The following is a 14,963-nucleotide window of genomic DNA, read 5'->3' as shown; positions in this document are numbered from 1 at the left end:
GCCACCCAGCGAGGGTGGGTCGCGCTTCATTGCCTGACTGGGCCGGGCAATGAGGTGGTGATTATGCCGGGCAAAAACAGGATAGAAGAATTGACCGAGTTCCCCGCCCCCCAGGGCCTTTACGATTCGCGCAATGAGCATGACGCATGCGGTGTTGGTTTCGTTGCCAATATCAAAGGTGTAAAAAGCCACGCAATTGTAAGCCAGGCTCTGGAGATTCTGGCCAATATCGATCACCGCGGTGCGGTGGGTGCTGACCCCTTGCTGGGCGATGGCGCCGGTATCCTGATGCAAATTCCGGATGCGCTCTATCGAAAATGGGCCGATGGCGAAGGGCTCACGCTTCCGCCCGAAGGCGATTACGCTGTAGCCATGTGCTTCCTGCCACAAGGCGAGAAGGCCCGTAGCTTCGTGGTCGAACAGTTCGAAAAATATATCGCCAAGGAAGGCCAGCGCTTGATCGGCTGGCGTGATGTGCCGACGACGCTGGACGGCCTCGGTAAAGCCGTACTCGATTCCATGCCGCTTATCCGGCAGGCCTTCATCGCGCGCGGTGAAAGCTGCCCCGACCAGGATGCGTTTGAGCGTAAATTGCTCACCATCCGCAAGCAGCTCCAGAACCCGCTCAAGGAACTGGCTGAAAAGCATAATGATCCGGACATCGCCCGGCTCTATATGCCCAGCTTCTCCAGCCGGACTGTGGTTTATAAGGGCTTGCTTCTCGCCAATCAGGTTGAGACGTTCTACGATGATTTGCGCGATCCAACTTGCGTTTCGGCACTGGGCCTTGTCCATCAGCGCTTTTCAACCAACACATTCCCAAGCTGGCGCCTTGCGCAGCCGTTCCGCCTGATTGCCCATAATGGTGAAATCAACACGGTTCGCGGCAATGTGAACTGGATGAACGCCCGCCGCCGCACCATGGAATCCGAGCTACTGGGCCCTGATCTCGACAAATTGTGGCCGATCATTCCGCATGGTCAGTCGGATACGGCATGCCTGGATAATGCGCTCGAACTGTTGCTGGCCGGCGGTTACAGCCTTGCACACGCCATGATGATGCTCGTGCCCGAAGCGTGGAACGGCAATGATCTGATGGACCCGGATCGCAAGGCATTTTACGAATATCACGCGGCCTTGATGGAGCCTTGGGATGGCCCGGCTGCCCTGGCTTTCACCGATGGCCGCCAGATTGCCGCCACGCTTGACCGAAATGGCCTGCGCCCCGCACGCTTCTGTGTGACCAAGGATGATATGGTGTGCCTGGCTTCTGAAAGCGGCGTTCTGCCGTTCAAGGAAGAAGACATCACTCGCAAATGGCGCCTGCAACCGGGCCGTATGCTGCTGATCGATCTCGAGCAGGGGCGCATCATCGAAGATGAAGAGCTGAAGGCGGATCTCGCCAAGGCGCATCCTTATGCGGAATGGCTCAATCATGCGCAGTATAAGCTGCGTGACATCGAAGCGATTGAAACCGATCACGAAGCGGTTCGCAATACGGAATCGAGCCTACTCCAGCGCCAGCAGGCTTTCGGCTACACACAGGAAGACGTCACCCGCTTCCTTGAGCCGATGGCAACCGCAGGCGATGATCCCATCGGTTCGATGGGCACGGACACGCCGATCGCGGTGCTCTCTAACAAGAGCCGCCTGCTCTACGATTATTTCAAGCAGAACTTCGCGCAGGTGACCAACCCGCCGATTGACCCGATCCGTGAAGAGCTGGTGATGGACCTGCTTTCCATGATCGGCCCGCGCCCGAATTTGCTCGGCCGTGATGCCGGTACGCATAAGCGTCTGGAAGTCAGCCAGCCGATCCTCACCAATGAAGCGATGGAAAAGATCCGCTCGGTGGAAAAGGGTCTGGATGGTGCTTTCCGCACCGAAACGATCGACATGACCTGGGATGCCTCCACCGGTGCCGATGGTCTGGAAATGGCGATCAAGGAAATGTGCTGGACGGCCACCGAAGCGGTGCTTCAGGATCGCAACATTCTGATCCTGTCTGACCGGGCAGAATCCAAGGAACGCATTCCAATGCCTGCCGCGCTGGCAACAGCAGCAGTGCATCATCACCTCGTTCGTCAGGGTTTGCGGATGCAAACCGGCCTCGTGGTGGAAACCGGCGAAGCGCGTGAAGTGCATCACTTCTGCGTGCTGGCAGGCTATGGTGCGGAAGGGGTCAATCCCTATCTTGCGTTCGAAACGATGGAAGCTCTGCGCGCAGCGAAGTTCCCTGAGATCGACAGCAAGACGGTCCAGAAGAACTATATCAAGGCGGTCGGCAAGGGCATCCGTAAGGTCATGTCCAAGATGGGCATCTCGACTTACCAGTCCTATTGCGGCGCGCAGATCTTTGACGCGGTTGGCCTGTCCAGCGCGTTCATCGATAAGTACTTCACCGGCACCGCGACCACGATTGAAGGCATCGGCCTGCAACAAGTGGCCGAAGAATCGGTTCGTCGCCATGAATCAGCCTATGGCGATAATCCGATCTACAAGAACATGCTCGATGTGGGCGGGATCTACCAATATCGTCTGCGCGGTGAAGACCATGCCTGGACTCCGGCGAATATCGCCAATCTCCAGCACGCTGTGCGTGGCAATAACCACAAGAATTACGAAGAATTCGCCCGCAGTATGAATGAGCAGTCCGAACGGCTGCTGACCATTCGCGGGTTGATGGAATTCAAAAAAGCCGAAAACCCCATTCCGCTGGAAGATGTCGAACCGGCGAGTGAAATTGTGAAGCGTTTCTCCACTGGCGCGATGAGCTATGGCTCGATCAGCCGTGAAGCGCATACTACGCTGGCAATTGCGATGAACCGCATCGAAGCCCGCTCCAATACGGGTGAAGGCGGCGAAGAAGTGGATCGCTTCACGCCGATGGCCAATGGCGATTCCATGCGTAGCCGCATTAAGCAGGTCGCATCTGGCCGTTTTGGTGTGACAACCGAATATCTCGTCAATGCAGACGATATTCAGATCAAGATGGCGCAAGGGGCAAAGCCTGGTGAAGGCGGCCAATTGCCCGGCCATAAGGTCGATAAGGTGATCGGCAAGGTGCGCCATGCAACGCCAGGTGTGGGCTTGATTTCACCACCACCGCACCATGACATCTATTCGATCGAGGATCTCGCCCAGCTGATCCACGATCTGAAGAACGTTAACCCGGTGGCACGTATCTCCGTGAAGCTCGTCTCCGAAGTGGGTGTGGGCACGGTGGCTGCGGGTGTTTCCAAGGCACGGGCCGACCATCTGACCATCTCCGGTTATGAAGGTGGCACTGGTGCATCGCCACTGACATCACTCACCCATGCCGGTTCCCCTTGGGAAATTGGCCTTGCTGAAACGCAGCAGACACTGCTTCTCAACGATCTGCGTAGTCGGATCGCGGTGCAGGTTGATGGCGGTTTGCGGACCGGGCGTGATGTGGCCGTCGGCGCGCTGCTCGGGGCTGACGAATTCGGCTTTGCGACCGCTCCGCTGATCGCGGCAGGCTGCATCATGATGCGCAAATGTCATCTCAACACCTGCCCTGTGGGCGTTGCCACGCAGAACCCTGAATTGCGTAAGCGCTTCATGGGCCAGCCTGAGCATGTCATCAATTACTTCTTCTTTGTGGCCGAAGAGCTGCGTCAGATCATGGCGGAAATGGGCTTCCGTACCATTGAAGAAATGGTCGGCCGGGTTGATCGTCTGAACATGAAGAAGGCGCTTCACCACTGGAAAGCAGAAGGGGTCGACCTTGCGCGCATTCTGCATCAGGTACCACCGGCTGAAGGGCATGCACTTTACCATACCGAAACGCAGGAACACGGCCTTGCCTCGGCGATGGATGTCGAACTGATCAAGGCGGCCAAGCCAGCCATTGAACAGGGTGAAACGCTGGTCCTTGATCGTGAGGTCCGCAATGTGAACCGTACCGTTGGTGCCATGCTCTCAGGCGAAATCGCCAAGGCTCATGGCCATGCCGGTTTGCGGCCTGAACAGCTGCGCATCAACCTTACCGGGGTCGCCGGGCAGAGCTTCGGCGCATGGCTTGCCCATGGTGTGACGCTTGATCTGGTGGGCGATGCGAATGACTATGTCGGCAAGGGCCTTTCCGGCGGCCGCGTGATCGTTCGCCAGCCCGAAGGGGTGAACCGCACTGCGAATGACAATATCATTGTCGGCAATACAGTGCTCTATGGCGCGATCGCCGGTGAAGCTTTCTTCAACGGTGTGGCGGGTGAACGTTTCGCCGTCCGTAATTCGGGTGCTGTCGCCGTGGTTGAAGGCACTGGTGATCATGGCTGCGAATATATGACCGGCGGTGTCGTGGTCGTGCTGGGCAATACGGGGCGCAACTTTGCAGCCGGTATGTCTGGCGGTGTTGCTTACATTTATGACCCTGAGCGGACCTTCGAACAGCGTTGCAATATGGCGATGGTTGATCTTTCGGCCATTTCACCAGAACCGGATGCCGATGAAGGCACTGGCCGTCCGCAGCAGCGTGCGCAGAGCGTGAACGATGCGGGTATGGGCGATATGCTGCGGCACGATGCTGAACGGCTGAAGATTCTGGTGGAGCGCCACAAGCTCCATACCGGATCGACACGGGCAGCGGAATTGCTCGCTGATTGGGACAATGCACTCGGCAAATTCGTGAAAGTCATGCCGCGCGATTATGCGCGTGCGCTGACACAACTCGAAGCCGAACGTGAAGAAGCTGCTGCGCAAGCGGCTGAGTAAGGGTTACTAAGATGGGCAAGGAAACCGGCTTTCTCGAACTCGACCGGCAGGACCGGACGTATGACGATCCCAAGGAACGGGTGAAGCATTACAAGGAATTCACCATTCCGCACAGCGAAGACGGTCTGAAGAAACAGGCCTCTCGCTGCATGAATTGTGGCATTCCTTATTGTCACAATGGCTGCCCGGTGAACAACATCATCCCGGACTGGAACCATCTGGTCTATGAAGGGGATTGGCAGAATGCACTCGAAGTACTGCATTCGACCAATAATTTTCCCGAATTCACCGGTCGCGTCTGCCCCGCTCCATGCGAAGCGAGCTGCACGCTGAATATCATCGACCAACCCGTCACGATCAAATCGATCGAATGTGCGATTGTTGATCGGGGATGGAAAGAAGGCTGGATCAAGCCACAAACCCCTGAAAAGCGCACTGGGAAGACAGTGGCTGTGGTGGGTTCAGGCCCGGCTGGCATGGCCTGTGCGCAGCAACTCGCACGGGCCGGGCATACGGTGACCCTGTTCGAAAAGAGTGACCGCGTGGGTGGCCTGCTGCGCTACGGCATCCCTGACTTCAAGATGGAAAAGCATCTCATCAATCGCCGCATGGTGCAGATGGAGGCAGAAGGCGTGACCTTCCGCACTTCGACTGAAGTGGGCGTTGATGTGTCGGTGAAGTCGCTCAAGGAAAATTTTGACGCGATTGTGATGGCTGGCGGTTCGGAAGAAGCGCGCTGGCTGGATATTCCGGGTTCAGAACTCTCCGGTGTGCGTCTGGCGATGGAATTTCTGACTCAGCAGAACAAGCGCAATGCCGGCGATGAAGAATTGCGCGCCGCGCCGCGTGGCTCGCTGACTGCAACGGATAAGCATGTGATCGTGATCGGCGGTGGTGACACCGGTTCTGACTGTGTCGGTACAGCCAACCGTCAGGGCGCCAAGAGCGTGACGCAGATCGAAATCATGCCGCAGCCACCTGAAAAGGAAAACAAGCTGCTGACATGGCCCGATTGGCCGATGAAGCTGCGCACCTCTTCCAGCCATGAAGAAGGGGCAACCCGTGATTGGGCGGTTCTGACCAAGGAAGTGGAAAGCGAAAACGGTCAGATGACTGGCCTCAAATGCGTCCGCATCGAATGGGAAGGCCGTGAGATGAAAGAGATTGAGGGTAGCGAATTCGTGCTTCCGGCTGATCTCATCCTTCTCGCTATGGGTTTCGTCGGCCCGCGCAAGACGGGTCTGCTGGACCAGTCTTCAGTGGAATTGACCGATCGCGGCAATGTGGATGCCAATACCTCCGATTATCGCACCAGTCAGGATGGTATCTATGCCTGCGGCGATATGCGCCGTGGCCAAAGCCTTGTCGTCTGGGCGATCCGCGAAGGCCGCCAGTGCGCCCGTTCAGTGGATGAAGCGTTGATGGGCGTCAGCGAATTGCCGCGCTGAGGCTTTGCAGTCTGAAATATGGAAAAGCCGGGTCGTTCAACAGAGCGGCCCGGCTTTTCTATGTCTGTTAAAGAGGTTTCAGGCTTCTTCGACTTGTCGTGCTTCTACCTGCTCGCTGGCGGCATCAAGCAGCGCCTCTTCCACCGCTTGACGGCGATCAGCCGCCTTCAGCTTCTCGCCCAGCAGATCGGTAACGTAGAACGTATCCACAGCGCGTTCGCCGAATTGGGTGACGTGGGCGGAATTGACCATCAGATTGCCTTCAAACATCGCCCGGGCCAGGCGATTGAGCAGGGCCGGACGATCCTTGGCGTGCACTTCAATCACTGTGAAGCGTTCACTGGCATCATTATCGAACGACACACGCGGGCGGACTTCGAAACTCTCCGAGCGCGCGCGCGCATTGGGCCGCTTGGCAAGCTGAGGCAGCAATTCGATCTTATTCGCCAGTGCATCCTCAATGGAAACCCGTAGCCGTTCAAGCTGGCTGGTTTCTTTGAAAGGCCGCCCGAGCGGGTCCTGCACAAGGAAATTATCGACCGCCTTGCCTACTCGCGTGGTGTGAATCCGAGCATCGATGACATTGCCACCCGCAAGGTGAATCGCGCCTGCAATCCGGTAGAACAGGCCTGGGTGGTCATCCCCGATCACCGTCACCAGCGTGGCCCCACGCGCTTCATAATATTCGGCATGGATCGAGAGCTTATGCTGCTTTTCCCTAGCGGCGGCATAGTGGGGCAGGTTGATGGCGATGATGTCGTCAGGCTCGGCAATCCAGTAGGAATCGTCAAAGCGGTTATCCAGATCATCGATAATATGCGCCTGATCGCCCAGCAGTTTCGCGACATCTTCCTTGCGCTGGGCCACCCGTTCGGCCCGTCCGCGTCGTTTATGCCCCAGCCGCAAGCGTTCTTCGGACAGTTCGAACAACTCCCCGAGCAACTGGCCTTTCCAACTATTCCAGATGCCGGGGCCAACCGCACGGATATCGACAATCGTTAACCCGGTCAGCAGCCGTAACCGGTCAAGACTTTGCACTTCGGCCACGAAATCGACGATGGTCTTCATGTCAGAAAGATCGCGCTTGAAGGCTGTGGCGCTCATCAAAAGGTGCTGTGCGACCAGCCAACTCACCAGCTCGGTCTCATTCTCATCGAGCCCGAGGCGCGGGCAAATTTTCAGCGCAACTTCTGCGCCCAGAACCGAATGATCGCCACCCCGTCCCTTGGCGATGTCATGCAGCAAGGTCGCCACATAGAGGACGCGGCGCGATGATACCTTATGGATGATCTCACTGAGCAGCGGATGTTCGGAAGTTAACTCCCCGCGTTCGATGTGCGACAGCAGGCCTATGGCCTGAATCGTATGCTCATCCACCGTATAGTGGTGATACATATCGAATTGCATCTGCGCGTTGACCTTGCCGAAATCGGGCACGAAACGGCCAAAGACACCTGCTTCATTGAACCAGCGGAGGACCATTTCCGGGTCATTCCGGCCAGTCAGAAGCTTGATGAACAATTCGTTTGCGCGTTTATCCTTGCGGATCTTCGCAGTAATCAGCCCAGCGTCCCGGCTGGCCATACGCATGGTTTCGGGGTGAACTTCAAAACCATCTTCCTCGGCAATCTGAAAGATTTCGATCAGGCGCACCGGATCTTGCTGGAACCAGCCATCGTGCGGCGCGGCAATCTTGCCGCCGCCCACGCGGTAGCCTTTGACGATGCGGGGCTTGCTCCGGAAACCGGCCAGCAACCCACGCGCCTTGCGCTTGCTGGCGATCTGTTCGTCCAACTGTGCGAGGAAGACCCCGGTCAGATGGCCGACATGCTTGGCTTGCAGGAAATAGAATTGCATGAAGCGTTCGACCGCACTCTTGCCGGTCCGATCCGCAAAATTCATCGCCTTGGCAATTTGTGGCTGCATGTCGAAAGTCAGCCGGTCTTCCGCCCGGCCAGTGATCGTGTGGAGATGGCAGCGCGTGGCAAGGAGGAAGTTTTCTGCCCTGCGGAAAGCGCGATATTCGGGCTTGGTGAGCAGGCCCACATCGACCAGCTCCGCCGCATTGCGCACCTTATGGATATATTTGCCTATCCAATAGAGCGTTTGCAGATCGCGCAAACCACCCTTGCCATCCTTCACATTGGGTTCAACCACATAGCGGCTGTCGCCCATCCTCTTATGACGTGCATCGCGTTCAGCCAGCTTTTCAGCGACGAATTGCGCTTCACTGCCGCGCACGACTTCAGCCCAGAAGCGACGGCTGGCCTCATCCATCAGGTTCTGATCGCCCCATAGATAACGCCCTTCCAACAAGGCTGTGCGGATGGTGAGGTCTTGCTTGGCCATCCGCACCATATCATCCAATGCGCGGCTGGAATGGCCGACCTTCAGGCTCAAATCCCACAGGAAATACAGCAGGGCTTCAATCACCTGCTCGCACCAGGGAGTGTTCTTGGAAGGGGTGATAAAGGCGATGTCGACATCGGAATGCGGCGCCATTTCGGCGCGTCCATATCCACCCACGGCGATGATTGTCAGCCGCTCTCCGGTCGAACGATTGGGAGCGGGATAGACATCGTTTACCACATGATCGTGCATCACGCGGATGAGTTGATCCATCAGGAAAGCATGGCCATGGGTGCATTCATGGCCAGCGGAGGGCTTCTCCTGCAATCGCCTGGCTAGTTCCGTGCGGCCATCGGCCAGTGCTTGCCGCAGCAATTCAACCACGCGCGGGCGTGCTTTCTCGGCTGAAGTGAGAGCAACTTCATCCGCAATCGCTGCGGCGAGCTTGCGTCGGTTGATTACCGCGCGCTGATTTTGAATTTTGATGGCAGTCACAATACCTAGATAGCTAGCCTAAAGAACGATGCAAATGGTCCTGTGATGATTGCGCGGTCTTTCGTCTATGCGCAGCCTGTGCCAAAGGACTGACCGACGCCCACATGATGTGGGAGAAGACGTGGACATAAGGCAAGGCGCATGATGGAATTTCTGGCTGCTGGCGCAAGTCACCCGATTTACTGGGCGGAATTGGGATTGCGGCCGGGGATTGATCTGGGTTTTTTCACCCTGCGTTATTATTCGCTCGCCTATCTTGCTGGGATTCTGCTCGCTTATTGGCATTTGAGCCGGATGATCAAACGGCCGGGCGCGCCGATGGGCCAAGCCCATGTCGATGATCTGTTTTTCTATTGTACGCTGGGTGTGATTCTGGGTGGACGGCTCGGTTACGCCACTTTCTACGAGCCTTCCCTTTGGACTGATCCGGCGGCACTGGTGGCCGTCTGGCATGGGGGGATGAGCTTCCATGGCGGCTTGATCGGCACCGTTATTGCCATGGCGTATGTCTCTTGGCGCGGGAAGCTGCCGTTTATCCGGGTGACCGATTATGTGGCGGTGAATGTGCCTTTCGGTATGATGTTCGGGCGTATCGCCAATTTCATTAATGGCGAATTGTGGGGCCGCCCTGCTGGCCCGGACGTACCATGGGCGATGGTTTTCCCCGGCGCAGGGCCATTGCCGCGTCATCCCAGTCAGCTTTACGAAGCGGCATTGGAGGGCGCGCTGATGATCGTCATCATGCTGCTGCTGTTCTGGCTGAGCCGTGCGCGGTTCCGCACAGGTTTCCTGACCGGTGTCTTTGTGACTGGGATCGCGGCAGCGCGTTTCACGGTAGAATTCTTCCGCGAACCTGATGCGCAATTGGCTGCCTTTGCGGCTCGCACAGGGCTTAGCATGGGGCAATGGCTTACTATCCCGCTGATCGTGCTGGGTATCGGGCTAATTGTGTGGTCGCTCTCTCGCCCTGCCATCGCCAGTGGAGCAAAGCAGGACGAGAAATGAGCGATAGATCGCTTGGTGACAGTTTCCGGCGGCTGATTTCGCTGACCGGGCCGATTTCAATCCAGCATTATATGGGTGAATCCAACGCCCGCTATTATGCCGGAAAAGATCCGCTGGGCAGCGCTGGTGACTTCGTGACCGCGCCAGAGATCAGCCAGATGTTCGGTGAATTGATCGGCCTGTGGCTGGTCGACATCTGGACACGGGCGGGGCAGCCCAAACCGGTCCATTATGTTGAGCTGGGGCCAGGACGCGGCACATTGGCCAAGGATGCGCTGCGGGCCATGCGGCAATATGGCCTGACACCAGAAGTGCATTTTGTGGAAGGTTCTAAGGTTTTGCGAAGTGAACAGAGCAAAGCTGTGCCCGGCGCGCACTTCCATGATGACCTTTCCAGTTTGCCTGATGATGCGCCACTGTTGATTGTTGGCAATGAATTCCTTGATGCTCTGCCGATCCGCCAATTGGTGAAAACGGCAGAAGGCTGGCGTGAACGGATGGTCGCGGTCGAGGGCGAGAAATTCGTCTGCGTTGCGGGGCCCAATCCAATGGATGCCGCGATACCTGTAGAACGTCGTGATGCGCCGGACGGGGCGATTATCGAAACCTGCCCCGGTGCGGCGGCGGTTGTGGGGGAAGTGTCGCAGCGTTTGGCCGCTCAAGGCGGTGCGGCTCTGTTGATCGACTACGGTTATGATCAGGTGCAGACAGGCTCCACCTTGCAGGCTGTGCGGGCGCATCAGAAGGTTGATCCTTTCGCCGCGCCCGGTGAAGCTGATCTGACCGCGCTCGTCGATTTCGCCACACTGGCTGAAATGATCGCGCCCAAGGGGAGCCGTTATCTTGGCACTGTAACGCAAGGCGCATGGCTGAAGGCTCTGGGTATTGAACAAAGAGCGCAGGCGCTGGCGCAAAAATCACCGGCGCATAGTGAAGCTTTGCAAGTGGCGAAAGACCGGCTTGTTGATGATGCGCAGATGGGTCGCTTGTTCAAAGTGATGGGCCTGGCTGCCCCCAATTGGCCGAATGGAGCGGCTTTTTAAGGCGCAGTGTTGAGGCTTTCAGCAAGCTTTTTCGCCGCTGCCTGGGGGGAAAGCTTGTTGTCATTGCGATCCACTTCGTAATTCGCCTCGCGCATTTTTTCGACCGATATCGCGCCGATCAGAGGCTTTAAGGCATTGATAAAGCGTTCTTCATGAGCACGTTTGGGTGTGATGAGCAGCAGCGCATCATAGGCGGGCAATGCGTGTTTGGGATCTTGGAGAACAGTGAGTCTATCGGCTGCGATGCGCCCGTCTGAAGAAAACGCCGCGATCACATCGCTTTGCCCGCTTTGGAGCGCATTATACATGAAAGTGGCGGTGTAATTGCGGATCTGGGCGAAGTTGAGGCCATAGGCTTGCTTCACAGCGCGCCATTCAGGACGTTCAAAAAATTCCACATCCCCGCCAACGATCAGATTGCGGGACACAGGCGCAAGGTCTGTCAGAGAACGCACGCCGAGTTGCTGAGCGCGATCGCCATTCATCACGAAAGTATAGGCGTTTTCAAATCCGAGATCGCCCAGAACCAAAGTGCCCGTGCTCTTTTGTTCCCATTGGGTAATCGCATCGATCATGCGCTGGCGGGGGAGGTTATCGCCCAGCTTCATTTCATTAGCCCAGATGGTGCCCGCATAATCGACATAGACGTCAATCGCCCCGCTGGTGAGCGCGCCATGGATCACGGCAGAGCCAAGCCCTTCGCGATATTCCACAAGATAGCCCGCATCTTGCAAATTTTGCCCGATCAGGCGGGCGAGAATGAACTGTTCAGAAAAGTTCTTCGCGCCAATCACAACCGTGCCGCGTCCGCCCGTGTCTCGGCTGGTGATACCCGCAGTGGCAATACCGGCAAGGGCGATGCCCAAACCGATCCAGATGAGCGATTTTTTGCGGCAAGCAAAGCCGCGTTCCACCAGCCCCAGCAATGCGTCTGCAATCATGGCAAGGCCCGCAGATGCGATGCAGCCTGCCAGCACCAGCACCCAGTTCTGCGTTTGCAATCCGGCAAAGATCGGATCGCCGAGGCTGGGCTGACCAATGGTTGTGGCCAATGTCGCTGCGCCGATCGTCCAGACTGAAGCGGTGCGAATACCGGCCATAATATATGGCGCGGCCAGGGGTGCTTCGACGAGGCGCAATTTCTGCCAGGCGGTCATGCCCACGCCATCGGCGGCTTCCAGCACGCCGGGGTCCATATTGGCTCTGGCCGTGACGGCATTGCGCAAAATAGGCAGCAGGGCATAGAGAGTAAGCGCCAGCAGAGCAGGCAGGAAGCCGAGCGTAGGCAAGCCTTCCCCGAAAACAGAGCGCAAGGCGAGCAGCAGGGGGAAGAACAGCGCCAGCAGAGCCAGCGCTGGGATCGTTTGGATGAGGCTAGCAAATCCTAACGCTATTCGTGCGACATTGGCAGACCGGCTCGCCCAGATGGCCAGAGGCAGGGCGATCAGCGTGCCAAGGCCAATGGCCGAAGAACTGAGCAGGACATGGGCTGCCAAGGGGTCTCCAAGGCGCAGCAGCGCAGGGAGCAGGTCGTTCACGATGCGAGATCTGCCAAAGCGCGCGCCTGATCGCGCGGTACGGCGACCAGAGCCTGTGCAATGTCGCCACCTTGACCATTCAGTAATTGCGCCGGGGTGGCATCGGCAACAATCGCACCGCTATCCATCACAAGCACGCGGTCTGCCAGTAGCAGAGCCTCGGCCATATCATGCGTAACCATGACGGTGGTGAGGGCAAATTCGCGGTGTAAGTCATGCACCCGCTGCCCGAGAGAATCGCGGGTGATAGGGTCCAGCGCGCCGAAGGGTTCGTCCATCAGCAAGAGATGTGGTTTTCCTGCCAACGCCCGCGCGACGCCAACACGCTGCCTTTGGCCACCTGACAGTTCATCAGGCATCCGGCTTGCCATGCCGGGATCAAGCTCGACCAGTTCCAGCAATTCGCAGATACGGGCAAGGCTGGCACGTTCCCCTGTCAGGCGTGGACCAATGCCGATATTTTCAGCCACCGTCATATGGGGGAAAAGGCCTATGCCTTGGAACACATAGCCAATTTTCCGGCGCAATGCCGGGGCTGAAATGGAAGTAACCTCCTCCCCTTCCAGCAAAACACTGCCGCTGCTGGGTTCGGTCAGGCGGTTGACCATTTTGAGCAGGGTCGATTTGCCTGAACCTGAAGCGCCCACCAATGCCACAAAGCTGTGGGCTTCAATCTCAAGTGAAATCCCGCCAACGGCAGTGGTTTCACCAAATGTCCGGATCACGCCATCAAAGCGGAGGAAGGGGCGGGCGCCTGCCGCCATCCGTCAGGCGGCGAGTGCTTTTTTGGAAAGGTGCAATTCGACAAACAGGCCTGTGCCTTCCCAGCGGCGATTCCATGAGCCGGCAAGCTGGCCTGAAACGCTCATATCTATGAGGCGTGAGCCAAACCCTTCCGCCGTCTTGAGTTCACCGGGAGGGGCATCTTTTTCACGCCACAGCAGAGAAACCATGTCTCCCTCGTCGATGATTTCGAGGTCAATTAAACCTTCTTCAATCGACAAAGCGCCATATTTTGCGGAGTTGGTAGCCAATTCGTGGAACACCAGTGCCAGCGGTGTTACTGCACGCGAACCGATTTTTACTTCATCGCCTGTGACCTTGATGCGCGCATATTCATCGGTGCCATAGGGTGCGAATAATTCTTCCAGAAGGCCCTGCAGCTTGCCATCGGCAGCATGTTGAGCCGGCCTGACGAAATCATGTGCACGGCCCAAGGCGCGGATCGTCTGCACCAATTCTTCCCCAAAATCCTTATGCTCCGGCTTGCGGCGGATGGAGAGCGAGATCAGCCCCGCCACTACGGCGAAGATGTTCTTGATGCGATGCGAAAGCTCTTTCGCCAGAAGATCGCGGCTTTCCGAGATGCGGTGCAATTCGTCCACATCAACGGCTGTGCCAAACCAGCGGATAATCTTACCGGTAGCCGTTTTGACCGGAACCGTGCGGGCCATCATCCAGCGATATTCACCATCATGACGCTGGAGGCGTAGTTCTCGCTCGAATTCTTCACCCTTTTCCAGCGATTGCGCCCATGCCTTTTGCATCGGGAGCAAGTCATCGGGATGAATAGTGGTGCGGTCAGGGTCAACGCCGGTAAATTCGATCAACCTTTTGTTGAAATATTCAAAATTGCCATTCGCGTCGGAGGACCATGCAATAGCAGGTATGGAATCGGCCAGAGCTTTGAACTGCCCCTCACTATATTCCAGCTCCTGCTTGGCCGCGAGGGTTTCGCGGCGTGAGCGCAATCGGCGCATCACTGCATCTGCCAGCACGGCCATGCCTTCGCGCTGAAATTCTGTCAGCCCTTCAGGCCGGGGATGATGATCGATGACACACAGTGCCCCAAGCGGGACCCCTTCAGGCGAACGCAGGGGTTGACCGGCATAGAACCGAATATTTGGCGGCCCTGTCACCAAAGGGTTGGTGTGAAACCGTTCATCTCGCATGGCATCACGCACTTCCATAATGCTGCCAAGCAGCATGGCATGGGCACAAAAAGATGAGCTGCGCGGGGTTTCTCGGGCGTTCAGCCCTTTCCGTGCGAGGAAACGTTGCCGTTCTTCTTCTACAAGGCTGACAAGTGCGATCGGGACATCACATAATTTCGACGCAAAATTGACAATTTTGGCCAATTCCGGATCGTCTTCCAGTGCATCCAGGCCATAAGCCTGCAAAGCGCGATTGCGCTGTTCAGTACTCACCACATTAGGGGTGGGCAGCGAGATTGCGCCAGTTCTGGCAGAAGGGGGGAAATTGGTGTTCAAAATAGTCGTCCTGATCGATCTTCATAATTACCCGAAAATCTAAAGATTTAAAGGGCAGTGATCTGTTTTGTGCTACTTTTG

Annotated in this window: 8 protein-coding genes; 4 read left to right on the top strand and 4 right to left on the bottom strand. The window is 57.0% G+C overall.

Annotation, left to right across the window (positions count from 1 at the left end; translation table 11 throughout):
- Nucleotides 1–63: 63 nt before the first annotated feature.
- Both gltB and GRI39_RS09690 read left to right on the top strand, forming a co-directional pair.
- The gene (gene gltB, locus GRI39_RS09695; RefSeq protein WP_160739738.1) at nucleotides 64–4,734 is read left to right on the top strand and encodes a glutamate synthase large subunit; all 4,671 of its coding nucleotides are present in this window, start codon (nucleotides 64–66) and stop codon (nucleotides 4,732–4,734) included.
- A gap of 11 nt (nucleotides 4,735–4,745) precedes the next feature.
- A complete protein-coding gene (locus GRI39_RS09690) occupies nucleotides 4,746–6,182 on the top strand; it encodes a glutamate synthase subunit beta (protein WP_160739502.1) in 1,437 nt (478 codons plus the stop codon).
- Nucleotides 6,183–6,260: 78 nt separating this feature from the next.
- Here the strand turns inward: GRI39_RS09690 and GRI39_RS09685 are convergent, their stop codons facing one another.
- Nucleotides 6,261–9,026 carry a [protein-PII] uridylyltransferase gene (locus GRI39_RS09685; RefSeq protein ID WP_160739501.1) on the bottom strand — a complete coding sequence of 922 codons (2,766 nt, stop codon included), beginning with the start codon at nucleotides 9,024–9,026 and terminating at the stop codon, nucleotides 6,261–6,263.
- A gap of 141 nt (nucleotides 9,027–9,167) precedes the next feature.
- On the opposite strand from GRI39_RS09685, the gene lgt reads away from it, so the two are divergent.
- Nucleotides 9,168–10,031 (top strand): prolipoprotein diacylglyceryl transferase, encoded by an 864-nt coding sequence (gene lgt, locus GRI39_RS09680; protein WP_160739500.1) that lies wholly within the window; start codon nucleotides 9,168–9,170, stop codon nucleotides 10,029–10,031.
- Nucleotides 10,028–11,074, top strand: a complete 1,047-nt coding sequence (locus GRI39_RS09675) for a class I SAM-dependent methyltransferase (protein ID WP_160739499.1) — start codon at nucleotides 10,028–10,030, stop codon at nucleotides 11,072–11,074. The genes lgt and GRI39_RS09675 overlap by 4 nt, the downstream gene beginning before the upstream one ends.
- Here the strand turns inward: GRI39_RS09675 and GRI39_RS09670 are convergent.
- The 3 genes from GRI39_RS09670 to GRI39_RS09660 are packed head-to-tail and all read right to left on the bottom strand — an operon-like array spanning nucleotide 11,071 to nucleotide 14,882.
- Complete coding sequence (locus tag GRI39_RS09670; RefSeq protein WP_160739498.1) at nucleotides 11,071–12,612, bottom strand: glycine betaine ABC transporter substrate-binding protein; 1,542 nt, start codon at nucleotides 12,610–12,612, stop codon at nucleotides 11,071–11,073. The genes GRI39_RS09675 and GRI39_RS09670 overlap by 4 nt on opposite strands.
- Nucleotides 12,609–13,376 carry an ATP-binding cassette domain-containing protein gene (locus GRI39_RS09665; RefSeq protein ID WP_160739497.1) on the bottom strand — a complete coding sequence of 256 codons (768 nt, stop codon included), beginning with the start codon at nucleotides 13,374–13,376 and terminating at the stop codon, nucleotides 12,609–12,611. Before GRI39_RS09665 ends, GRI39_RS09670 begins: the two co-directional genes overlap by 4 nt.
- A gap of 3 nt (nucleotides 13,377–13,379) precedes the next feature.
- The gene (locus GRI39_RS09660; RefSeq protein WP_246205014.1) at nucleotides 13,380–14,882 is read right to left on the bottom strand and encodes an HWE histidine kinase domain-containing protein; all 1,503 of its coding nucleotides are present in this window, start codon (nucleotides 14,880–14,882) and stop codon (nucleotides 13,380–13,382) included.
- Nucleotides 14,883–14,963: the final 81 nt, after the last annotated feature.

The organism is Altericroceibacterium indicum (assembly GCF_009828105.1).
Lineage (GTDB): Bacteria > Pseudomonadota > Alphaproteobacteria > Sphingomonadales > Sphingomonadaceae > Altericroceibacterium > Altericroceibacterium indicum.
This window is presented reverse-complemented; position numbering and strand designations above follow the sequence as displayed.